The sequence below is a fragment of the Paenibacillus sp. FSL K6-1566 genome (assembly GCF_038050475.1).
Taxonomy (GTDB): domain Bacteria; phylum Bacillota; class Bacilli; order Paenibacillales; family Paenibacillaceae; genus Paenibacillus_AQ; species Paenibacillus_AQ lactis.
In genome coordinates this window covers 3,668,645-3,692,749 of sequence record NZ_JBBOSR010000001.1, presented here as the reverse complement: position 1 = coordinate 3,692,749, position 24,105 = coordinate 3,668,645, and the positions used below count along the sequence as shown (strand labels likewise).

General features: G+C 52.6%; 13 protein-coding genes. 9 read left to right on the top strand and 4 right to left on the bottom strand.

Going from position 1 to position 24,105, the window contains the following annotated elements; genetic code table 11:
- Positions 1–26: 26 nt before the first annotated feature.
- Positions 27–776, top strand: a complete 750-nt coding sequence (locus NST08_RS16180) for a DUF4184 family protein (protein WP_251534891.1) — start codon at positions 27–29, stop codon at positions 774–776.
- A 95-nt stretch (positions 777–871) separates the two neighbouring features.
- Here the strand turns inward: NST08_RS16180 and NST08_RS16175 are convergent, their stop codons facing one another.
- From NST08_RS16175 to NST08_RS16160, 4 genes are all read right to left on the bottom strand, one after another.
- A complete protein-coding gene (locus tag NST08_RS16175; RefSeq protein WP_251534888.1) occupies positions 872–2,032 on the bottom strand; it encodes a Ger(x)C family spore germination protein in 1,161 nt (386 codons plus the stop codon).
- A 1-nt stretch (position 2,033) separates the two neighbouring features.
- Positions 2,034–3,449 carry a spore germination protein gene (locus tag NST08_RS16170; protein WP_251534887.1) on the bottom strand — a complete coding sequence of 472 codons (1,416 nt, stop codon included), beginning with the start codon at positions 3,447–3,449 and terminating at the stop codon, positions 2,034–2,036.
- Between the two features lie 106 nt (positions 3,450–3,555).
- Complete coding sequence (locus NST08_RS16165) at positions 3,556–4,668, bottom strand: GerAB/ArcD/ProY family transporter (protein WP_251534885.1); 1,113 nt, start codon at positions 4,666–4,668, stop codon at positions 3,556–3,558.
- A 784-nt stretch (positions 4,669–5,452) separates the two neighbouring features.
- On the bottom strand, positions 5,453–7,507 hold the full coding sequence (locus NST08_RS16160) for a GxGYxYP domain-containing protein (RefSeq protein WP_251534883.1): 2,055 nt from the start codon (positions 7,505–7,507) through the stop codon (positions 5,453–5,455).
- Between the two features lie 315 nt (positions 7,508–7,822).
- On the opposite strand from NST08_RS16160, the gene NST08_RS16155 reads away from it, so the two are divergent.
- From NST08_RS16155 to NST08_RS16120, 8 genes are all read left to right on the top strand, one after another.
- Entirely contained in the window at positions 7,823–8,971 is a 1,149-nt protein-coding gene (locus NST08_RS16155; RefSeq protein WP_251534880.1) for a GntR family transcriptional regulator, read from the top strand.
- 347 nt (positions 8,972–9,318) lie between these two features.
- The gene (locus NST08_RS16150; RefSeq protein WP_341341986.1) at positions 9,319–11,544 is read left to right on the top strand and encodes a hypothetical protein; all 2,226 of its coding nucleotides are present in this window, start codon (positions 9,319–9,321) and stop codon (positions 11,542–11,544) included.
- Positions 11,545–11,569: 25 nt separating this feature from the next.
- The gene (locus NST08_RS16145) at positions 11,570–14,677 is read left to right on the top strand and encodes an alpha-mannosidase (RefSeq protein ID WP_341341985.1); all 3,108 of its coding nucleotides are present in this window, start codon (positions 11,570–11,572) and stop codon (positions 14,675–14,677) included.
- A gap of 179 nt (positions 14,678–14,856) precedes the next feature.
- On the top strand, positions 14,857–15,780 hold the full coding sequence (locus tag NST08_RS16140) for an ABC transporter permease (RefSeq protein ID WP_007131396.1): 924 nt from the start codon (positions 14,857–14,859) through the stop codon (positions 15,778–15,780).
- 12 nt (positions 15,781–15,792) lie between these two features.
- Positions 15,793–16,689, top strand: coding sequence for a carbohydrate ABC transporter permease (locus NST08_RS16135; RefSeq protein ID WP_077566283.1), 897 nt, complete (start codon positions 15,793–15,795; stop codon positions 16,687–16,689).
- A gap of 83 nt (positions 16,690–16,772) precedes the next feature.
- Complete coding sequence (locus NST08_RS16130) at positions 16,773–18,434, top strand: extracellular solute-binding protein (RefSeq protein WP_341341984.1); 1,662 nt, start codon at positions 16,773–16,775, stop codon at positions 18,432–18,434.
- A 259-nt stretch (positions 18,435–18,693) separates the two neighbouring features.
- On the top strand, positions 18,694–20,754 hold the full coding sequence (locus NST08_RS16125; RefSeq protein ID WP_445933633.1) for a glutaminase domain-containing protein: 2,061 nt from the start codon (positions 18,694–18,696) through the stop codon (positions 20,752–20,754).
- Positions 20,741–24,061 carry a glycosyl hydrolase gene (locus NST08_RS16120; RefSeq protein ID WP_341341982.1) on the top strand — a complete coding sequence of 1,107 codons (3,321 nt, stop codon included), beginning with the start codon at positions 20,741–20,743 and terminating at the stop codon, positions 24,059–24,061. Before NST08_RS16125 ends, NST08_RS16120 begins: the two co-directional genes overlap by 14 nt.
- Positions 24,062–24,105 lie beyond the last annotated feature (44 nt).

Here is a 24,105-nt window from a genome sequence, read left to right as displayed (position 1 = left end):
TGAGTTCATGTTAAGAGGAGCCCGCTATGCCATTCACATTTGCACATCCCGTCATTACAATGCCTTGGTGGAAACGAAAGGATCTTCCGGTATCTGCACTGATCATCGGCTGCATGGCTCCTGATTTCGAATACTTCGTCCGCTTTCGTGCGGCAGGGGAATGGAGCCATGACGGCTGGGGAATTCTTTTCTTTAATTTGCCGGTCATCGCGATTCTCTTTATCATTTTTGAACAGGTCGTCAGACCCGTTGTTAATGCATACTTACCTAAGTGGTTTCCGTATCGATGGAGCAACGCGTCGCGCATGCCCGATTCTTTCAGAGGATGGAAGTTCGTGTTTCTGCTAGGAATCGCCGGCGTAGGGTCCCATCTATTATGGGATCAATTCACGCATCAAGGCGCCTGGGTCGTGAATCGCATCTCTTTGCTCACCAAAGTGATCCGTCTGGGTGCAATGGAAATACCGGCATATAAGCTGGCACAGCATGGAAGTACCCTGGCGGGGCTTTTGCTTACGCTGGGATGGGTCCATAATAACCTGTACAAGAGTCCAAAGGAAAGAAAACCGCTGCGGCCTATTTTGCCTTTTTGGTGCGTAGGGGCTGGTCTCTTTATCCTTCTGTTCGCCGTTTCATCGATCGCTTTTATAAAGGAGAGTGGAGGAGTTGCCGCTTTGCTTCGGCTTGTCGTACCGGCGATCAGCTGCCTCTTGCTGTCTCTGCTCATTGTTTGTCTGCTTTTCCGGCGAAACGTGTCTAGGCAACAGAACCGATAAAACAAGATCAAGCTTGCGGCCATCTTGATATTTTTGTCTCAGAAATAGATCGTTAATCATGTTAATTTTCCGCGCCACACATCCACCGGATTTGCTCAATCTTTGCGGGGGAGCAGTTTCATGCCGGTGTGCTCCAAGTGTACATCGACCATGACGGATTCGAGGGACTGTTTATTGATGATGGTGCTCATGCCGGAGGCCTGCTTCAATCTCTTCCAGGCAGCCGGGTTCTGCTTGAACACAAGGTGCTCTAGACTGTAAACGTCGGATTGCGTATCCATTCCTTTGTAGAAGGTAGCAAGGATCTCTTCCTTTACTACGTTTGCCGCGCTTTTTTCCAGTTCGGTCTTGGATACATCTTCGCTGACTTCAACCACATTCCCGTTTAATCGGACATGTATTCGAAATTTCGGCTCACCCTTGACGAAGGTAAGCTGGGTCTTGATTTTTGGGTTCTTAAGCACGACGACCCCTTTGATCCCCCCATCGGTTACGAGAAGTGGGGAACGTTTGGTCTCTTTCTGCATCCAGCGCAGCCCGTCGAGATCTTTAATATCAAGAAAGCCGCTTAATTTCTCATCGTATAGAGAAAAACCACCGTTAATTGACATTTTCGGATCTCGTTTGTCCATTGTGGACCATGTTTCGGTATCAATGGACAAGCTTGGAAGCATTTCCGTGTAGCCGGGCTCGGTTAAGTCCGCCAAAAAATCGAAATAGCGGATCGGCGCAATGATCGACCTTTGGTTAAACTGATCGATTGGTTCATGCAGAATGGTAAATAACGGGGACATGTTGAAGAAAGCCCGGGTGTTAAAGAGCTCTTCAATGGAGTGGCTGGTGCCGAATACCCAAGGCGTCATCCGGACCTCCTGGTACCGCCCGATAGAATCGAGTTTCGGGAGGATGGCTGATTTCAGGACCTTATCGCTGATAACGATACTTGAAACATGACTCCAGACGGTTCGTGTTTGCGAGGAATTGTATACCTGATCAACGGCCCAATTAATAGTCTTGCCCTTGGTTTTGGAGATCCAGACTTGCGCCGGGTTTTCTGATTTTCCGGTTTCTGCTTTAGCGACGGTTGTAAAGTCTAGCATTTGAGTATATACGACATACTGACCATCTTCATAATCGATGCCGATCGCTGTGACATAATTCATGTCCTGAACTTCTTTGATGTCCCAGCATCCAGTTAACGGAAGGATAAGACAGCAGACAGCGATGAGTTTGAATAGATAACGGTGAGCATGCATTTCATTCCCGTTCCTTTGCTTGTATGGTCGAATCGGTCGTTTGCAGCATTTCCGGCCGTCGTTTGTTAAAGGTCCACGGTAATTTGATCAGCGCATTCATGACATCCTTCAACTTGAGCGGCGAAATCGGAGCCAGGTATGGCAGTCCGAAGGACTCCAGCACGGATAGATACACGATAACGCTCATCAGGCCGATGAAAAATCCAAGCATGCCGAGAACGGACGACCATATCAAGATGTATAAGCGGATTAGGCTGACCGTACCGCTTAATGTCTGGTTGACCAAGGTGAAGGTGGCTACTGCCGTCGTAGCGGATACAACCAGCATCGTCGGGGATGTCAATCCGGCCCTTATTGCCGCGTCCCCGATGATAAGTCCGCCGAGCACCGCGATGGTCTGCCCAACGGCCTTCGGCAGACGGATGCCGGCCTCCCGGAACAGCTCGAACATGCCAAGCATCAATAAGATTTCCATAGGCCCGGATAATGGCAGTCCGAAGCGGGATACCGTAACCGTTGCCAGCAAAGGGAGGGGAATCTGGTCTAAATTGTAGCTGCTGAGGGAAATCCAGAATCCCGGAAGCAAAATCGCAATCAAAAGGCCTACCAGGCGAAGAAAACGTTCAAAGATGACAAAATGATAGGGAAAGTACGAATCCTCCGGCGACTTAAGGAGCTCGAACAGATTACATGGCCCGATAATCGCCATGGGAGATCCGTCCGCTAAAATAACGAAACGGCCACGAAGTAAACTTTGAACGACAAAATCCGGTCTGCCAATGTAATCAACAAGAGGGAAAAGTGCCAAGGAGGAATCACCAAGAGCTTCTTCCAGCTCCCCTGTGCTGACGAGGGCATCCACATGGAGATTTTGCAGTCGTTTTCTGGCTTCTTGGACAAGAGACGGCTGGGTAATGTCCTCGATGTAAAGCAGCGATACAAGGGTTTGCGTCCGGTTACCGATCACAAACTTCTCATTTTGCAAGGTGGTGGTCGGCAATCTTTTGCGTACCAAGGCGATATTGGTATTGAGATCCTCCGTAAAGCCGTCCTTGGCGCCTTTAATAGCCACTTCCGTGTTGGATTCCTCTGGCTGCCTCTTCGGAATCTGGGCAATATCAATCGAATACATGCATCTCTGATTCGTGAAAAACAGGATCAATCGGCCGGTAAACAGCAGCTTCCCCATTTCTTCCTTCGCCTTAATTTTCGTCCACTCCATAGAATTTTCCAGTTTTTCTATGATTTTTTCCCAAGATTCGGCGTCTACCAATTTACATTCCAAATCCGGAATGACGAATTGTGTCATTAATGAGGTATCAATCATCCCTTCACTGAATAATAGGAGCACCGGAAACGTTTCTTCCCGCTTGTGCGGAAAGGAGCGGATCACGACATCCGCCGAGTTTCCAAACATGGATCGAAGCTCCTGTTCATTTGGCATATCGTCAGTCACCGATTGTTTTGGTTGATTCACAGCCGTTGTATGGGAAGAGGGTTTAAGTTTGCGACGGTACATTTTGTTACGAGGCTTTTTTTGATTCATTGGAATTTTCCACCTTCGTTTTCGGCTTGAATGACACGGCGAGCGCAACAGCCAACGTAAAAATCGTGAGAAAGGCAAGGAAGGCTGCCGAGTATCTTCCAAACACGAATTGTTCAATTTGTTTATCGATTATCGGAAGGAGTGTCAACACGGAAAGCACAATCCCGGATGCGAACAGGAACCAGCGGCGGTGCATTCCTTTTTTGAAGCCTATTCCCTCGGCAATGATAAAAAAGAAGAGCGAGATGCGGATTAACGTACCGGATATCCACTGGTATAGAGCAAGGAAGTCAACATGTGTAATGTATTTCGTAATGGTGACGAGCATCCATTGCTCATATGCAGGATATCTGGATTGCATAGCCGGGATGGGGCCGAAGGCGGCAATAGCCCCCATTAAGGGGCCTAAGGTCAGACCCCCCAACAGTAAAGCCAGAATGGCGACACTAAGATAATTCATCCTGCGCTTCATATGATGGGTTAAGTAGATTAATACGAACAGTTCCATAAAGCCGCCGGCAGCCACGATCATGCCGCGCAGCATCGGTTCAACCCCATCGACAAATAAGGGGGTCAGCAAAGAGTAGTCCTTGTATTGTAAATTGGAGATTGCAACGAAATGGCCAAGAAGCCAGACCATCGGGAGCAGAATGCCGGATATGATGGCTATGGAGCGAATGCCATTATTGGCGACGACAGCGCAGAGGAGGACGATAATCAAGGATACGACAATTTTAGGCGTTTGAGGCAAATACGTTACCTGAACCCAAGTCGTGGTTTCCCTTAATATCACCATGGACATCCACATGAAATAGAGCGCCGTAATGGCAGCGAACACGCCTCCCCCGATTTTGCCGAACCGCTCCCTAAACCAGTCGAATATCGACTGCTGGCCGGTCCGTTTCATAATGTAGTAGACGATATAAACCCATCCGACATGCAGAATCGCGGTTAACAAGGTACCGAACCATGCATCTCGATTGGAGAGTTGCAGGATCAGAGGGATCAGGATGACATGATTGGTGATCCCTAGTGAGAGGAGCATGATGAAATATACGTTGATTAAGGAAATTTTTTTATTCATAGGCATCAAAAAGTCTCCATCTGTAAGGAATGCATGCTAATCCATTATAGTGAGTATTCACCAATCAGGCCGGATTTTATGTAATACTAGCCAGACTCACTGTCATACAAGTGCGAGAACACCCCAAAAAGTGAAGCGAAGCTTTGAAGCGGATGCCGAATACTTTTCGGGGACCCCGATACCACATTGGGGAAATGCTACGAAGGCATGCACTGGGCTAACACTGGTTTTCGGCCGCAGATGGAGCACAGGCGGTAGGAGAGAGGCTGTGTCGAATGCATGAAGTTTTTGCGATTACCCAAGAAATAATCATAATCTTGATCATCGTGGCAACCCTATAATGGGCATTACAATCGAGCGTATACCGTGTGGCCTTGTCCGGATCCAAACGATGGACAATCATGTCCTCTAGCCTTTCAAGGAAAGGAGAGAGAAGCAACCTTGATTAAAGGAGACGGTTTACGGAGCAAAGGACGAATGATGGGAAGGAGAACCATGTTTCTCTCTTAAAACTAGCAAGAGGTTAAATCGGAGAGTTAATTTAATTAATGCTATTAATTGATATGGACTCATATTAGTTAATGTCATTAACTAATGATAATTAATGTGATTAATTAAAAAAATTCATGATATGAATTGAAGTTGTAGTTAATTGCATTAATAATTTGAATCCAAGATGTAGGTCCGCATTGTCTGAGCGAGGTAAGTTCTTGATATGAAAAAAAGAAGCAGCGGTTATCTTTCTTGCTTTGAGGCCGCTGCTTCTTCTGGTTTGCAGATTTTTTGAGGCTTATTTACTTTTCTTCAAGCCGTAGCTTTCGCGAATCAGGGAGAAATAGTGGTCTGCACGGACGACTTCGAATTCTTCCCCTAAAGCTTCCGTTAACTTGACGGCATCGGACGGTGTCATGCTCCAGGCGAGCAGACCGAGGGAGACGAACAGCGGCGATTTTCCGTCCCAATTCGCTTTAGCCTCTTGAAGGACCTGCAGGCCGTCTTGCGCCGTACTGATGCCGCGAATCGTCGAAACCGGAAGACTATCATTCACGATTTCAACGCCATACTTATCTTCATAGCTGATAAAGAGACCCGGAACATCATATTCTTCCTCATAAGCAGAAGCTTTGAACGGCGTGAGCGGCACATTTTGGCTATCCACCCGGTTCAGCACATAAGGGATCGTCATCCCGGTCTTCTTAAGGTAATGCTGAGTCTGCTTCAGGAACTCGCCGAAGCTGGCGTCCGGCCATGCATTCGGGTAGAAGTATCCTGCTCCGGAAGGTCCGGCAATCAACAGGTCGTTCTCCGTTGCGGTGTTCAGATAGTAGTTCAGAATAGCAGGCGCGCCTTCGTGGAGAAGGGGACTGGAGGTCCAGTTGAGCGGCACCTTACCCCGTGCCGGATCATCCCACATCACCCGCATCCGATGCTGGTTGTACTGGAAGTTATCGCCTTCCGTAAAGGTATAGGTCACATAGATTTTGTTCTCGAGGGCCGGACGAGGCGACTTCTTGGCAGGCGCGTATTTTGGCTTCGTGCCTGAGAAGACGGTCAGGTTGCTAAACCAATCTGCCGCAAGCACATAGACGCCGTAGCGGGATGCGATTTCCACGGAGCTGAACTCACCTTCCACGTCATTGCTGAACCAGCCCAGGTAAGGCGTGCCCGGCTCAACGTCCGACATGATCTTCTCGAACAGGGCAAGCTGTTCAGGTACATTGGAGTCAAGCCAGAACACCATCGCTCGATTCGCGACGGCATAGTCCCTCAAGTAGGCATAGGGCTCCCGCTGCTCTGCCGACAGCGGCTTGATGTTGCCCGCAGAGACCTTATATTGGTTCCACATGTCCACCTCTGCGGTTAGCTGCTTCGTACCGGCAGGCGGCGTAAATTCATACACGAAATAGTTCCCGTTATCAGCAAAGCGGTGTCCGCCTTGACCTTCAAAAAACTTCGAATTTTGCCGATCATAGAGGTAGGCCTCTTCTTCGGGACTGCCTGCAATGAAGCTCGCGATCGTCTGTCCGTCTGCCTTGACCGTTACTTCGTGAATGGCCGGTCCCCAGCCGTCCTGCGGAAAAGCGTCGTCGAAGCGAAGATAAACCGCTGATTTACCGAGCAAAGGCGTAAGGTCCAGGCTGTATACATCCCGGTTGCTTGCGTCACGGATCTGCTCTTTCTCCTCCGCAATCGTAACGAAGGATTCAGGAAGACCAGGCGGAATGCGAATCGCAGTATCCGGTGCGAGTCCGACTAACATCTGATGCGTCGTTTGATCCCACAGCTGCTCATACTGCCAGTTATATGCTTCCATCCGGCTGTTGAATTTCCCCCGCAGATCCTCCAGAACATTCAAATGGTAAGGTGCGGCGGACAATTTCTCGGCCAGTTCCGGACTTGCAACGACCGCATCCTTGAGACCAGCCAGCGTCGTTGCCACATTGATGGTATCCGGGACGTCCGGATCATAAATGATCATGCCGGCTGCCTCGCTGCGATAAAGATCGAATACTTTCCAGTAATCCTCATGGAGCGTATAAGGCACTGCCAGATCCTCCAGCCAGGTCGTCTTCCCCTCCTCATCGGACTCGATCAAATAAATGCGGGGAAGCTCACGGTTAACGATCCCTTGTAGAGTTCCAAGCAGTAGCTTCACATCGCCGGGGGCGTCGTAAATATCGGCCGCGTCCAGATGCTTTGGCTTCTTGAAGCTTGGAAGCTCGCGATGTTTCGTGATTTCCGGTTTGGCTGCCGGCACTTTGGATTCCGTTGCGAAAGCGAACCCGGTAGATAAAGTGAATGAGCAGATGATCGCTAAACAAATAATCGAGAAATTACGGGCCATAGGTTACACTCCTTGTCATTCATGTAAGGGGATCGGAGTGAGTGTGTCGTATCGTCATCATATCCCTCCTTTGCGATTAGCTTTCCATCTATTTGACACATCACCACCCAACACATATTAAATATATACAACAATATTTTTACAAGGGGTTCGACAAAACTTCCTGAAATTCTTGCGGATCAGCCACTTTTTTCGGTTCGTATCATGCTGAACCTATGGGATATGCACTCGATATACGCTTGTTTATTGCGCAGGGTTGTGTAAGGATATATTATATATTACAAATATCATGAATGAATTGGTGATGAGATTAGAATGAGTGTAAATGATCGTATTCCGCTATACCAGCAAATCCAGGATTATATTAAACAGGTCATCGCAACCGAAAATATGAAGCCCGGAGACCGCATTCCGACCGAGAAGGAGCTGATGGATCAGTTTCGGGTCAGCAAAATTACGGTAGCCAATGCTTTGACTGGGTTAGCAAACGAAAAAATCATATCAAGGGTTCCGGGCAAAGGCAGCTTTGTGGCCAAGGGGGCAGAAACGGCCCTTGCTCCTTCTTCCGGGGAACCGGAGGCGAGAGCAAACGAGATATCGGAGGCTGTGGGCTTAATCGGCGTGATTATGCCTAGCATCCATGATTATTTTGCGATTCGGCTCGTTGAAGGGATCGAGCGCGCGCTGATGAATGAAGGATACCGCAGCATGATTATATTGACCCACGGCAAGCTTGAAAAAGAACAGGAAGCGATCAAAGAGCTGAAGTCGCTCGGGGCCGAGGGTTTGCTGATTTTTCCCATCGATGAGGAAAATTACAACGAGGAAATCCTCGGGATGAAGCTGGCGGGCTTCCCGTTCGTACTGATCGACCGATACCTGCCAGGGGTGGAGACCCACTATATTGCCGCGGATGGCCGAAAGGGGACGCGGCTTGCTGTCGAGCATTTATGGGAGCTCGGGCACCGCAACATTGCGATCTGCTCGGATTCTCCGCTTCAGACGGTTACGGTTCAAGAGCGTATAGAAGGGTATATCGAAGCGTTAAAAGACAAGGGAGCGCTGATCAATCCGGCGCATATGATCACCGACTTCAAGCCGCTCAACGAGCTGAAAGACGCCGAAGCCCACCCGCTTTACCGGTATATCCGGAACCGGATGGTTACCGCCTATATTTCGCTGAACGGAAGACTGGGTGTGCAAATTTATCAGATGGCCCGGCAGGCAGGCCTTCGGGTGCCGGAAGATGTATCGATCGTAAGCTTTGACGACCCTACGTCCATCGTGGACGAGTTCAGCATATTCACCCATGTGAAACAATTCGAGCGTGATATGGGTTACCGGGCGGCTATGAAACTGCTCGATGTGGTCCGAAACCGCGAAGAAGTAAAGCATTACAGCAAAATGATCATCGACCCCGAGCTTGTTGTCCGGCAAACCTCGGGCCCTGTTCCGAACACTTGACCAAATGCAGCGAGAAATAGAGTGAACGACCACGAAAATGGCCAGCCAGAAGATTCATTTTAAGTCTGGTAATGCGTAAAAACCTTCTCCCCAGGCAGGGCGAAGGTTTTTTTGCGTTATCTTGCGGGGACGTGTTCAGCACAAACAGGCATGAAACATTATGCCTCTTGAACACAGATCGTGAACTGACGGAACGCGGCTGTTGTCGAGGAGTCATAAATCATTATTCAAACAAAAACATATTGAATATATTAATATTATATATTATATTCTAGAAAATGATGTAAGCGATGTTTGAAGCTAAGACGTATTAGCGGACTATAAGATGGGCGAGGAGGGAATTGTTCGTGCAAAGAGACCGATCGCAAGAACGAACCGGATTTCAGGAATCAGCGCCGTATCATCCCGATTACGATCTGCAGACGGATTTTGTCATGGTCTATGGTATTGACGATACGATGCCGGAGCGCATCCGACAGTGGAAGGAGCAAGGGTATATCGTACACCTGATGACAGGTGTGGCATGGGGGAAATACAACAGTTATCTGGACGGCCAGGTGGACGGGGAGCCGCATTGGGATGAAGCCCAGACGGATCGCCGCGGAGAGATGATCCTCCACGGGACGAAGCCCGTCATTCCTTATATGGTGCCGACCATTTCATTCGGCCGGTATCTTGGGGAGCGCATTCGGATCGCCGTTGACGCCGGCGTGGAGGCGATTCATTTGGAGGAGCCGGAATTTTGGGTGAACGGGGGATACTCGGAAGCGTTTAAGCGGGAGTGGCAGCTGTATTACAAGGAGCCGTGGATCCCGCCGCATGCATCCGCCGACGCACAATTCCGCGCATCCAAATTGAAAGCGTATTTGTATACGCGGGTGCTGGACCGGTTATGCGGGGAGATGAAGGAATATGCATTGAAGCGTTATGGTCGCGTCCTTCGCTTCTATGTTCCGACACACAGCCTGATCAACTATACACAGTGGCGAATCGTCAGTCCGCAGTCGCGGTTAATCGAGCTTCCGGGCGTTGACGGCTACATCGCCCAAATCTGGACCGGAACTTCCCGGACACCGAACGTATACGAAGGGGTGCGTAAGGAACGAACGTTTGAAACCGCTTACCTTGAGTATGGCATTATGCAGGAGCTCGTGAGGGGAACGGACCGAAGAATGTGGTTCCTGCACGATCCGATTGAAGATAATCCGAACCATACCTGGGCGGATTATAAACAGAATTATTTGAAGACTGTAACCGCTTCGCTTCTACATCCAGGCGTTTCGCATTTTGAGGTTGCTCCATGGCCGCGCAGAATCTTTAAAGGGACCTATCCTGCCGAAGACGGGTCAGGCAAAGAATCGATACCGACGGCTTACGCGACCACGCTTCTCAATGTCATGCACACGCTTGGCAATATGGGGCACGATGATGTAAATGAGAGCGATGTAGAGCCCTTGCAGGTCGGCGTTTTGATTGCGGATTCGGCCATGTTCCAGCGGATGAAGCCGGAGGAAGGCGCGCCGGATGCCGGAAAGTATGACGGTACGGATCCGGAAGGCTTTCAGCAGGAAGGGGATACCGAGCTGCTGGATTTCTCCCCGTTCTACGGTCTTGCACTTCCGCTGCTGAAGCACGGTATACCCGTTCGACCGGTGCAGCTGGACAACGTAAGGCGGTACCCTGGGTATTTAGCGCCGTATCGGGTGCTCGTGCTGAGCTATGAGTTCATGAAGCCGGAATATCCGGACATCCATCATGCGATCGCCCAGTGGGTTCGGGAAGGCGGAGCTCTCATCTACGTAGGGGACGATTCCGATCCGTATCACGGCATTCGGCATTGGTGGAATGAGGGCGGCGATCATGGGCGTGCCTACGGATCTCCTCGCGCACATCTGTTCGAACAGCTGGGGGCGGTTGATTGGGGAGATATCGAATCGGGAGATGGTATCCGGCAGCTGGGTAAGGGAGCGGTCTGCTGGCTGCAGGCGGACCCGTCCGACCTGGCAAGGAGCAGATCCGGCGCGGATCGGCTGCGCCAGTCCGTCCAGAAGACGGTCACGCTTCTATCGGGCGATGATTCCTGTTGGAAGCCGAAGAATTACTACAAGATTAGACGGGGGCCATATTGGGTTGCCGCCGTTCTGGAGGAATCCATTAGCTCCGATCCGCTCGTGATCCGGGGACCGGTGGTCGATGTGTTCGATCCTCAGCTCGGCGTGCTGACAGAGGTGCGCTTGGATCCGGGGCAACAAGCACTGCTTTACGATGTGGAAGCCGGACGACCGCCCGAAGGCGAAGTCGCTGTCATCTCGGCTTCCTCCCGAGTAGAAGATTTGACCGGCGTGCCCGGCGGATTTCGCTTTATGGCTCGGGGCCCGGCCAATCTGAAGGCGACCGCCCGATTATATTGTCCGGTACAACCGGTCTCCGCAACGCAAGGCAGGACGGCTTCAATTGCCTGGGAATGGGATTCAGCCACACGCACCGTGCTCCTGCGTTACGAGCATGGCGAGAAGAACCGTTGCGAGATTCATGTCTATTGGGAGGAGCAAGAGCTGGGCACAAGCCAATGACGCTGCAGAGAGGAGAAATGGGAGCATGCCATACGAACCGATTAGGCTGGGGCAGTTGAAGCAAGTGCTAAACAAGCTCCGGGACGCTATTTATGAGCCGGTTGCGGAATTGGATGTAACGGCTTGGGTGACAACGGAGCCTGTGCGTTATGAGGAGCGAATGACGGGGAGGCCGGTTAAGCTGGCGCGTGGAGAACGTTGGGGTGAGCTATGGGATTGTGCCTGGTTCCGATTCACAGGCTGTATTCCGTCCCGGACGATCGAACTGAAGAAGAAGCTCGTCCTCTTGATTGACGTAAACGGGGAGCTCTGCCTGGTAGACCGGGAAGGTTCACCATATCAAGGATTGACCACCGTCAACTCGGAATTCGATTTCACACTCGGTCTTCCGGGGAAACGAGTTGTCGAGCTTGAAGAGCCGTTCGTTCAAGGCGATCAGATTGAGGTGTGGGCCGATGCCGGCAATAACGACCTGTTCGGGAAATATCGCGGAGGGACTGTCAAAGAAGCGGTCCTTGCCATCTGCCATGAAGAGGTAAGGAGCTTGTATTACGACACCGAAGTGCTGCTGGAGACCGCGGAGCATCTACCGAGCGGCAGCGCCCGCAGGGAGCGCATCCTCCAAGCGCTTTATGACGCATCATTACAGCTTGTCTCTGCGTCTCCGGAACGCATTCAACATGCACGGCGTCTTCTCGAAGAACAGCTGATGCTGCGCGGGGGAGATTCGGTGCTGACGATCAGCGCTGTCGGGCATGCGCATATCGACCTGGCTTGGCTGTGGCCGCTCCGTGAAACGATCCGCAAGGGAGCCCGAACCTTTTCCACGGCGCTCCGCATGCTGGACCGATATCCCGATTACGTGTTCGGCGCCAGCCAGCCCCAGCTGTACGAATGGATGAAGCAGCATTATCCGAAGCTGTACGAACAGATTAAGACGAAGGTTCGCGAAGGCCGATGGGAGCCGCAGGGAGCCATGTGGGTCGAATCCGACACCAATGTCCCGGGTGGGGAATCCCTCGTTCGTCAACTCTTGTACGGCAAACGATATTTTATGCAGGAATTCGGCCTGGAGATGAAGTCGCTGTGGATGCCGGACGTCTTCGGCTATACGGCTAGCCTGCCGCAGCTGCTTCGCAAAGCAGGCGTCGATTACATGATGACCCAGAAGCTGTCCTGGAGCGAGTATAACCGCCATCCGCATCATTCCTTCTTATGGGAGGGCATCGACGGATCGAAGGTATTGACGCATATGCCGCCGGAGGATACGTACAACAGCCCGGCTGCCCCGCGGTCCATCGCCAAGATAGAACGGGAATATCTGGATAAGAACGTATCCGGCCATGCCCTGTTGCTGTTCGGCATTGGCGACGGCGGGGGAGGCCCCGGTGAGGAGCATCTCGAACGGCTGGTGCGGGAGAAGAATCTGCTGGGTCTTTCGCCGGTCGTGCAGGAGCCGTCCTGGCGATTCTTCGAACGGCTTGATGAGGAGAAGGAAAGGCTTCAGACCTGGCGTGGGGAGTTGTATCTTGAGAAGCATCAAGGGACGCTGACGAGCCAGGCGCGCAGCAAGCGGTATAACAGGATGATGGAAAAGGCGCTGCGGGAGCTGGAATTCGCTTCGGTCCTTGCATTCGCCGAGATGGGCAGAGCTTACCCTGCTGACACGCTGGAGGCGATTTGGAAGGAAGTGCTTCTGTACCAGTTCCATGACATCCTTCCCGGCTCTTCGATCAAGCGCGTGTATGATGAATCCTTGCAGCGGTATGAAGCGCTTCTCGAACAGACGGAAGCCATGATTCGAGAAGCGTATACCGGGTTGGCCGGTCGGATAGCCGCAAATGGCGAAGCGTGCAGGGCCGTCGTCTTTAATTCACTTCCATGGAAGAGGGAGCAATGGATCGAGATCCGCGGCCATTGGCAAAAGGTGCAGGTTCCGGCCATGGGCTATACCACCGTTGCCGTTCAGCCTGAGGCTGGCGAAAGTACCGATGCGAGTCTTGAGGAATCAAGCGTACCCGTTATGGAATCCGCTGCCGGATATGAAGAAGCCGTCCGGGTTTCCGTTAATGAACGAACGCTGGAGAACGACAAGCTGACCGTAACGTTTGATCCGGACGGAAACATCCGGTCGATTATCGATAAAGAGGCGGGCCGCGAGGTTATCCCGCCGGGGGAGGCTGGCAATCGGCTGCATGTGTATGAAGATGAAGGCGATGCGTGGGATTTCCGCCATGACTATGCCGCTACTGCCGGACAGCCGCTATCGCTGATGGATGTGCAACCTTATGATAGGGGGCCGATAAGCGGTTTGATCTTTCGCTATCGCTTCGGCGAATCCGAGCTGACGCAGACGGTTAAGCTTTCGGAAGGCAGCCGCCGGATCGATTTTGAGACGATCGTCGATTGGAGGGAGCGGGGGAAAATGCTGCGGACCTCCTTCCCGGTGAACGTGAGATCCGAGCATGTCACGTGTGAAATCCAATTTGGCAGCATCAGCCGCCCCACCCATCGCAATACGATGTGGGACTTCGCCAAAGACGAGATCTGCGCTCACCAGTGGATCGATATGTCCGAGCCGGATTACGGCGTTGCATTGCTGAACGACTGCAAGTACGGCCATCGGGCTTGCGGGAATGTGCTGGATCTGAACCTGCTGCGGAGCAGCTCCTATCCCGATCCGGATGCGGACGAGGCTGAGCAGCGGTTCACCTACTCGTTATATCCGCATCTGGGCAACCATGTTCAAGCCGAGGTGTACAAAAGAGGGCATGAGCTGAACATCCCGCTCCGCATCGCGGAAGCTTCCGCCGATCCGGCGGTAACTTCTCGTAAGCAGCAGGAACCCAAATCGTTCCTGAGCTTGGGCCACCCTCATGTCATGGTGGAGTCCGTCAAGAAAGCCGAGGACGGGGACGATATCATCGTCCGGCTTTTCGAAACCTCGGGCACCCGCATCCAGACAAGGCTGCAGCTCGGATTTGCGGCTGAAGAGGCTTGGACAGCCGATCTGTTGGAACAAAGGCTCACCCGGGTGGATCTAGAGGACGGCGCACTAATTCCCCTCACCTTTGCGCCGTTCGAAATCATCACGCTGCGACTGAAGGCAGCAATGGCATCAAGCCCCCCATGATGCCATTAACGCATGAGCTCGTGAACGTATGCTGCCCATGAAGCGCATGAAGTTCATGAAGCGCATGAGCGTATGAAGCCCATGAAGCCCATGAAGCCCATGAAGCCCCTGGAGTCGATCCCCTTCGGATAGGTTATGGGGCTTCAAGGGTCAAGGACGGGAAAGGAGGTGTATACAAGATGAAAAATCGACTGGAAAACAGCCGATTATGGAAAAAAATATGGCAGCACAAGCTCTTTTATTTGTTCATGCTTCCGGGCATCGTCTGGTTTTTCCTGTTTTCCTATGTCCCGCTGTACGGAATCCAAGTGGCCTTCCGGGATTACACCTTCATCGGGGGCTTCACCGGGAGCCCCTGGGCCGGATTCAAGTATTTCGAGCAATTCTTCAACTATTATCAATCCGGGGACATCATTCGCAACACGGTCATCATCAGCCTGATGAAGCTGCTCATCGGATTTCCGATGCCGATCATCCTGGCCTTGCTGCTCAATGAGGTGCGGAAGATCAGGTTCAAGAAGACGATCCAGACCTTATCGTACCTGCCTTACTTCGTATCATGGATCGTCGTCGTGACCTTGATGCAGCGTCTCTTGACGCCATACGGCGGACCGGTGAATGATGTGCTGTCGATGCTGGGTGCCGATCCGATCCAATTCCTGAACAACCCGACATGGTTCTATCAGATGATTGTCGGCTCTGATATTTGGAAGAACATTGGCTGGAATTCCATTATATTCATGGCCGCGATTGCGGGCATCGACCAGCAGCTGTATGAAGCCGCAAAAATGGACGGTGCCGGACGCTTTCGCCAAATGTGGCATATTACCTTGCCTGGGATCCGAAACGTTGCGATCATTCTGTTTATCCTGGCGGTCGGAAACCTGATGAGCGCCGGATACGAGCAGCTCCTTCTATTAAATGGCCCTGCAACCGCGAGCATAGGCAGCGTGCTGGATGTACATGCCATCAACTCGGGGATCCGGGAAGGGCGGCTCAGCTATGCGGCTGCCGTCGGTTTGTTCCAGAGCATTATCGGTCTGATCCTGATTCTGACGGTCAACCGGATTGCCCGAAAAGTCAGCGACGTATCCCTGTTCTAAGGAGGTGACGATATGAAACGCAAGTGGTCCTTTTTTTCTATATTCAATTATACGGTGCTTGCTCTGGTTGGCTTTGCCATGATCTATCCGTTCATTTACATTCTGGCTTATTCGTTGAATGACGGCAAAGATTCGATGATGGGCTCGATTTATTTCCTGCCGCGAAAATTCACGCTCGAGAATTACGCCCAGGTGTTTGACAACGCCCGAATCTGGCAGGCTTACCGGATCACCATTATGCGCACGCTGATCGGCACGTTCTTGCATGTCGTATTGTGCACGCTCATGGCGTATGCGCTGTCGAAAAAAACGCTGCCGGGACGGTCATTCTTCACGTTTTACATTTTTCTGCCGACCATCTTCAGCGCGGGATTCATTCCGTTCTTCATCACGCTGCAGAAGCTGCATCTGATCAATACGTTCTGGGTGTATGTCCTGCCGATGCTGTATAACTTCATGCATATCGTCATCATCCGGACGTTCCTGCAAGGCATACCGGAAGAGCTTGAGGAGTCGGCGAAGATTGACGGTTACGGGGATTTTCAGATTTTCCTGCGGATCATCCTGCCGCTGTCCGGCCCTGTGCTCGCTACGATTTCGCTCTTTATCGGGGTCGCTCATTGGAATGACTGGTTCTCCGGGGCTTACTATGTCTCCAATAAAGAACTGATACCGGTACAGACGCTGCTCCAGGAAATGCTGACCGAAGCCGAAGCGCTCTCAAACTCCATGCAGCGGGCATCTCAGCAAGGCGGGCAGACGGTGGGCATGGCAAGCGGAGCGGGAGCAACACCCGAGTCGCTGCGGATGGCGCTTCTCGTCATTACGGTGTTCCCGATTCTGTGCATCTATCCGTTCCTGCAGCGGTATTTCGTAAAGGGGGTCATGATCGGTTCGGTGAAAGGTTAAGATTTGTTTCCTGCTCGTGATTACAAGCATGCAGCGTAGAATGGCTCACGAAGTTGATATCCATATTCCAGGAGGCGATTGGATTGAAAAGGATTTGGTCGAAAGGCGCATCCATTTTGCTTATGTCCGCCATGGTTGGAGGATTACTGATCGGCTGCACGAACACACCAGGAACAGGCGACGGCGGTGAAGGCAAGGAAGGAGAGACATCATACAAGCTGAAAATACTGCACAACTGGAACGGCTCGAGCGGTTCGGATAACGGGATGACGCCGGTTGAGCAGGTGATTAAAGAGAAGACTGGTGTCACGCTGGAGTGGGAATATACGAAAGGCAGCGAGACGGAGAAGGTGAATCAGATTTTTGCGACGCAGAACCTGCCCGACATTTATACCGGGCCTGCATGGGGCGGCGAGCTTGACGGCATTATCAAAGCGGCCAAAGAGGGCCAGCTGGTGGATATCTCGGACAAGCTAAGCAACTATCCGAATCTGATGAAGTCGATTGCGCCGGAGAACGTGCCGCCGGCTTTATATGAGAAGGCGATCGATGCCTATGACGGCAAAAAGTATCTGCTGCTGCAAAACCAGCCGGCCACGAACGAGGATGGCATGGATTGGCTGTACGGCTTCTATGTACGCAAGGACATCGCCGAGAAGCTTGGAGTCGATCCGCAATCCGTGAAGACGAAGGAGGATTTCTATAATTTCCTTAAGAAAATCAAGGATGCCAATCTTCAGGAGAACGGGCAGCCCGTCTTTCCGCTCGGCGGGTTCAGCAACGGCTGGGCGGTCGGCATCGGCAACACGATGTTCTATTCGGGTGCCTCCTATGTCGATAAGGGCGACGGAACGGTAGAGCATAACTTTTTTACGAAAGGCTATGAGGAATACACGCTCTTCTACCGGAAGCTGATCGAGGAAGGGCTGCTGGATCCGGAGACGTTTACGCAGACGGACCCGATCGCCAAGGAGAAAATCAACCAAGGCCGCATCGCGATTCTGGCGGCGCATTATCCGGCCATTCTCGACGCGTCCAAGGAGTATGCATCCGCCCATCCGGGCAGCGAGTTCGTTCCGCTCGGTCCGTTGGAGCGTGCCGACGTCGAGCCGGACCGGCCGGTGGACCTGGCGATCCAGGGGAACAATGTGACGGCCATTACGAAGAACTGTAAGGGCGAATGCGTGGATGCGGCGTTGAAGTTCCTGGATTTCATGGCTTCCGATGAAGGCTTCATGTTAGCGAGATACGGCGTAGAGGGCGTTCATTGGGAGATGAAGGACGGCAAGCCGGTTGCCATTCAGGGATGGTTCGACAAGTTCAGCACGGATACGAACATGAAGCTCCGCAAGAACGAGGGCATCAGCATCGGATTGGAATCGCTTACCGGACTGGACCGGATCAATTCGGCTGCCGGCGGCGACATCTGGGCCGATCAGGATCGGGTAGCCGCGATGGAAAACGCGCGAAAAATCCTTCGGCCAAACGGCATTCACGTGATCACGGCCTACAATCCGGGCGATGTGATCACGAAAGCGCCAGAGTGGGAAATGCTTAAGCCGTCGATGGACCGAATGGGCGATGCTTGGAAGGAAGCCGTGTTTGCCAAATCCGATGAAGCGGCGCTGAGCATCATTAACGAGCTTCGCGAACAGCTCCGCAATACCGGATATGACCAGGCAATGAAGTTTACGAACGACAATCTGAAGGGGAAAGACATCGTTACGGTTCAAATGCCGAACTAACCGCAGTTTTGGTACAAGCACTCATTTGCTAAATCTTTAGCGGTTGGACTCGAATACAAAAGGTTTGCGGGAGAATAAACAGGCTTCGCTGTCTTTGTGATCAAGGATTGCGAAGTCTTTCGCATAAAAGCCCGTTTCATTCAAAGGAAATTCGGATGCCATGCAGAACTGTTAGGATAATATTTATGCTGCAATTTGCATCTTTCTGCAAGATGGGTTCATGTTGTATCCGCCAAATATCGGAACAAAGGGAGCTGAAATGAACATGAAGACAAGTTTAAGACCGCCGTCCGTGCCGCTGGTCACGATTGACCCGTATTTTAGCGCGTGGTCGGCAGCCGATCATCTGTATGACGACCATATCCGGCATTGGACGAATAAACGCTGCGGTATGGTCGGCCTGATCCTAATCGACGGCAAACCGAGGAAGTTCATGGGACGGGTCGGACTGCAGGATGAACCGTCGGGTCCGGCGGAACCGGAGGTGCTGGAGCAAATCGGGCTTGCCGTTGAGCCGCTGACGACCCGGTACACCTTCGAAGGAGAAGGCATCCGTCTGGAGGTTAGCTTCACATCGCCGCTGCTGCCGGATGATTTGGATGTTTTGTCCCGTCCCGTTACCTATGTCACGTTTCAGGCGAAGTCCATTGACGGTCAATCCCATCAAGTAAAAATTTATTTAGATGTAACCAGCGAGTGGTGTGTCCATACCACGGATCAGGTCGTCACCTGGGATCGTCACGAGCAATCGGAACGTTTGTCCGCTTTGTCGATCGGAACTGTAGCCCAGCCGGTACTGCAGCGCGCCGGGGATGATACGCGAATCGACTGGGGTTACATGTACCTAGCGTATCCTAAATCAGAGCGCATTCGAAGCGCCATTCATTCCGCAGCTGGAAGGGAAGCGTATCTTCGAACCGGCGAGCTCCCGGCTGCCGATGATGCAGCTAAACCGAGGCCTGCCGGGGAAAATATACCGGTTCTCGCAGCCGAAGTCGATATGGGGCGCATCGACGCCGAGCCTGTGTCACAGTTCCTAATGCTCGCCTATGACGATGTGCATTCCATTGAATATTTTCATCAGACGCTGGATGCTTACTGGAAGCGAAACGGGGCGTCCTTTCAGGAGATGCTGCTCTCGGCTGCGGACGAATATGAGGATATCCTGCAGCGCTGCCAAGCCTTTAGCGATGAGTTGCTGGGAGAATGCGCCGCAGCGGGCGGCGAACAGTTCAGGGATATCGCGGCATTGGCATACCGGCAAGGGATCGCGGCTCATAAACTGGTCACGGACGGATCGGGGCGGATCTTATTTTTCTCCAAAGAAAATTTCAGCAACGGCTGCATCGCCACCGTCGATGTCAGCTACCCGTCGATGCCTCTCTTCCTGAAGTATAATCCGGAACTGGTCAAGGGGATGATGCGTCCGATCTTCGATTATGCCGGAAGCGGCCAATGGGCATTTGATTTTGCCCCGCACGATGTGGGCACGTATCCGAAAGCCAACGGTCAGGTATACGGCGAGAACAAGCTGGAGTACCAGATGCCGATCGAGGAGTGCGGCAATATGCTGCTGATGGCAGCGGCCGTCTGCAAATACGAGGAAAGCGGGGATTTTGCCAAGGAGAACTGGGAGCTGCTGTCCAAGTGGGCCCGTTATTTGCTTGCGCATGGGCTTGATCCGGACAATCAGCTCTGTACCGATGACTTTGCCGGGCATCTCGCCCACAATGCCAACCTCTCGATCAAAGCGATTGTCGGAATCGGCGCCTATGCCTCAATGTGCAGCCTGCTAGGTATGGATGAGTCTGCCGAAGAATACCTGGCAGCGGCCAAGGCAATGGCCAGCGAGTGGCTGTCCATGGCGGACGCCGGGGATCACTACAAGCTTAGCTTCGACAGCCGGGTCGAATCTTGGAGTCTGAAATACAACCTTGTGTGGGACCGGCTCCTGGAGCTTGGCTTGTTCCCGGATGAGGTTGCCGTCAAGGAGGTTGAGCATTATCTGAAGCGGCAGAATCAATACGGCGTGCCGCTGGATAGCCGCGAGACGTATACCAAGGCGGATTGGCTCATTTGGAGCGCTTCGATGGGAACCCGTTCGCAGTTTGAACGGTTGATCGCTCCGTTCTGGGACTTTCTGAACGAAACGGAAAGCCGCGTTCCCATAACGGATTGGTATGATACGAAGTCCGGGAAGCAGATGAATTTCCAGAACCGGTCAGTCGTGGGCGGCTTTTTCCTGCCTTTGCTGCTTTCAAAACGAACGGCAGCTAACCGGACATTAATGAAATCAGGTGATCAAGGTGCAGGAGTTTAGAACACGAGATACCATGCAGGATATTGGCCGAGCACCAATACGGGACGATTCATTAGAAGCGCAGTTCCGGGAACCCGCCGCCATATTCCGTCCCCAGCCTTTTTGGTTTCTCAACCATAGGCTGGAGAAGCCGGAGCTGGAGCGGCAGCTTGAGGCCATGCATGAGGCGGGCGTCGGCGGGGTCGTGCTGCATGCACGGCATGGGATGCAATCGGGCTTTCTATCGGATGAGTTCATGGATGCGCTGGAGTTCTGTACGGAGGAGTGCCGCAAACGAAACATGATGGTATGGCTTTACGATGAGGATAACTGGCCGAGCGGAACGGTCGGCGGCAAGCTGACGCGGCAGTATCCGGAATATCGCATGCGGTACCTTCGCGTTGAAGAGCGAAGACTTCTAGGAGGCGGGGCGCAGGCTTCGTTGAAGCTAGACTTTACCTCTTACGAGCATCAAGAACTTATCGACATTCTGGCTTACCGCGCGATTGAACGGGAAGGGGAGTGGCTGCTGTGCAGCAATCCCGAGAACATCACCGGCTTGCTAAACCAGGAATGGGTTCCTAAGACCGACGATTCCTACGTGATCCTTGCGTGCTGGTCCTGTGAGATTGCGGAAGGAATGACCTTCGCGCAAGGCTATTATCTGGATACGCTGAATCCGGAGGCGGTTCAAGCATTTATCCGGATGTCATACGAGCCGCTGTTGCGATTGAAGGAGCAGTACGGGAAGACCATTCAAGGCGTGTTTACCGACGAGCCAGGACTCATGATTCATGACGGCTTCTTCGGCGTGGAAGCAATCCGGACGGATGTCCATAACGTCAAAGCAACGCTGCCGGGGATGGTGTTTGCCTGGTCCCATGGCATGGTCGAGCGGTTCCGGGAAGAGAACGGGTATGATCCGATTCCGCACTTGGGCGCATTGCTGTACGGCATGGCCGATGGGAGCCGGACGTTTCGTCAGCAGTATTATGAGACGATTACGAGGTGGTATGTCGGCGGCTATCATGCAGCGATCCGCACCTGGTGCGAGTGGCAGGGCCTGCTGTACATCGGCCATACCTTGGAGGAGCCCGTGTGGGGCCAAGCCCGCTCCCAAGGCAATCAGACCCGCGTCATGCAGCAGTTTCATTACACGGGCGTTGATTATTTGACGCCAGGTATCGGCACCAAGGATCATCCGCATCGGATCGTGTCCGTGAAGACGGCGGCATCCGTGGCACAGCTGGAAGGCAAGGAGCGGGTCGTATGCGAGTCCTTCGGGGCAAGCGGTCATGCCTACTCCATGCGAGAGCGGCGGCTGGATGCGAATTTTATGGCGTTTCTGGGCGTCAATCTATTCATTCCGCACGCGTTCTATTATTCCTTTGCCGGCTATCGAAAAACGGATTTTCCGCCGACGGAATTTTATCATGCGCCGCATTGGCCGCATTATCGCAGCTTCGCTGATTACATCGGGCGCCTCAGCCTGCTCGGGGCTTATACAAAACGGCGGCCCGAAGTTCTCATGTTGTCACCGATCCACACGGTATACGACCATATGTTCGTATCGGGACAATCGAACCAGCATCCGGCTTGCGACAGATACTTCTCCTTGCTGTCGGATCGTCTGCTTCGGCATTCGCTGGATTATGATTATGTCGATGAGTGTCAATTGCGCGTAGCAAAGATCGTGCAAGGAAGCGGATTTTGCTTTGCGGGACAGGAGGACGGGTATCGGATACTGATTCTTCCGGGACTACAAGTGATGTCGAGAGATATAGCGGAACGATTAATGTCCTTCGTATCGGAAGGTGGAGCCTTAATAGCGATTGGCGCCATTCCGCAGCATAGTGAATACCAGCGGCACGATCCTGAAGTCACGCGTCATATGGACGCTTTGTTCGGGGCATCTCATCATGGTGTCGTTAACACGGTCGGAAAAGGGGTCACGGTATATTTCGACCTGGCCGGCGCGGATCATGACGAAGCAGCTGCTTCAGGAAATGACCGGAATGCCGAAGAAGAGTGTTTCGAGAACGTTTGTTCTCTTCTTCGGACGATGTTGTACAGACAGCTTAACCTGTCTTTGGATGTGACTGCAGGGAGCCGAGAGGATGTCATCATGGTGGAACGATATCGAGAGGGTATGCCTTTCGCATGGTTGCTGAATTGGTCAGATCGCGCCGTAACGGTCCGGATGAGCTGCAGAGACCGCCGCAGCGATGAACTACGCTTGTGGGATCTGGAGAGCGGGAGCGTTGTTTGCCTGACGAACCATGCCGAGCTGCACTTGGCGCCTGGGGAGCTGCGCGTGATTTCGTTTCCGACCGATCGAGGCACAGAATGGGGAGATCGAACTGATGTTCGGATTGATGGCCGAATCGATGCCCAACATTCTACAGACACTAGGATACCCGGCGAGCGGTTGCTGGGAGATTCTTGGCATTTCCAGACCCATGATCCTAACGTGCTCCTGCTTGATCGGTGGATGGTCACGCTGAATGACCGCGAGTCGCGGATGAATGCAACGATGCCGGGCCAAGTGAATACGTACCGTACGACCTTTACATTATCTGCAGAGCTGATCGATTGGCTGCGGGACGCACGGCGCTCGCATGAACAACAAAGCCAGCATACACTTGATCCTGCACGCACAGCGAGCCAGCCGTCCATTGAGCTGATTCTTGACGATGTGGACCAGCGCATTCCGTCCCATATCGGGTTCCTGCAGCGCCGCCGAAATATCGAAATTTTTGTCAACGGAGCTCGGCAGGAAGGCTTGCGGCCATCCCGGTGGCAAGATCCATATTATTCGGCAGTCGACATCACCTCGCATCTAACGGAGGGGGAGAATGTGCTCGAGGTGCTGACGGTTTCATTGCTTGAGCCCATGCCAGCTGTTTCGTTTCCGGCATTTCTAATCGGCCCCTTTGCGGCCCATGGTCACGCGTTAACCGTTCAGCCAGAGCTACTGTCAGGCGACTGGTGCAAAGCGGGTTATCCATACTACGCAGGAATCGGATGTTACTCGCAGCAGCTGTCGATTGCCGGAAAGGACCTTGCTCCGGATGAAGAAATATGGCTGGAGGCCGAGGATATTCGGGAGACAGCGCGGCTGTACGTGAACGAGCACGATGCCGGCGTCCGGCTGTGGCCGCCCTACAGCTGGAATATCACCTCTTATATGAAGCAGGGGGATCATGTCTTCCGCATTGAAGTTGCGAATACGCTTGAAAATGTGTACGGCAAAAAAGCTCTGCCTTCCGGCGTGCTTGGACAGGTCAAGCTGGTCCGGCGGAGAGCGGGGGCTTCCTCGCAATCGTAGGTTCATAGACGGAGGAGCGATCAGGAGATTTCCTCACAAACCTT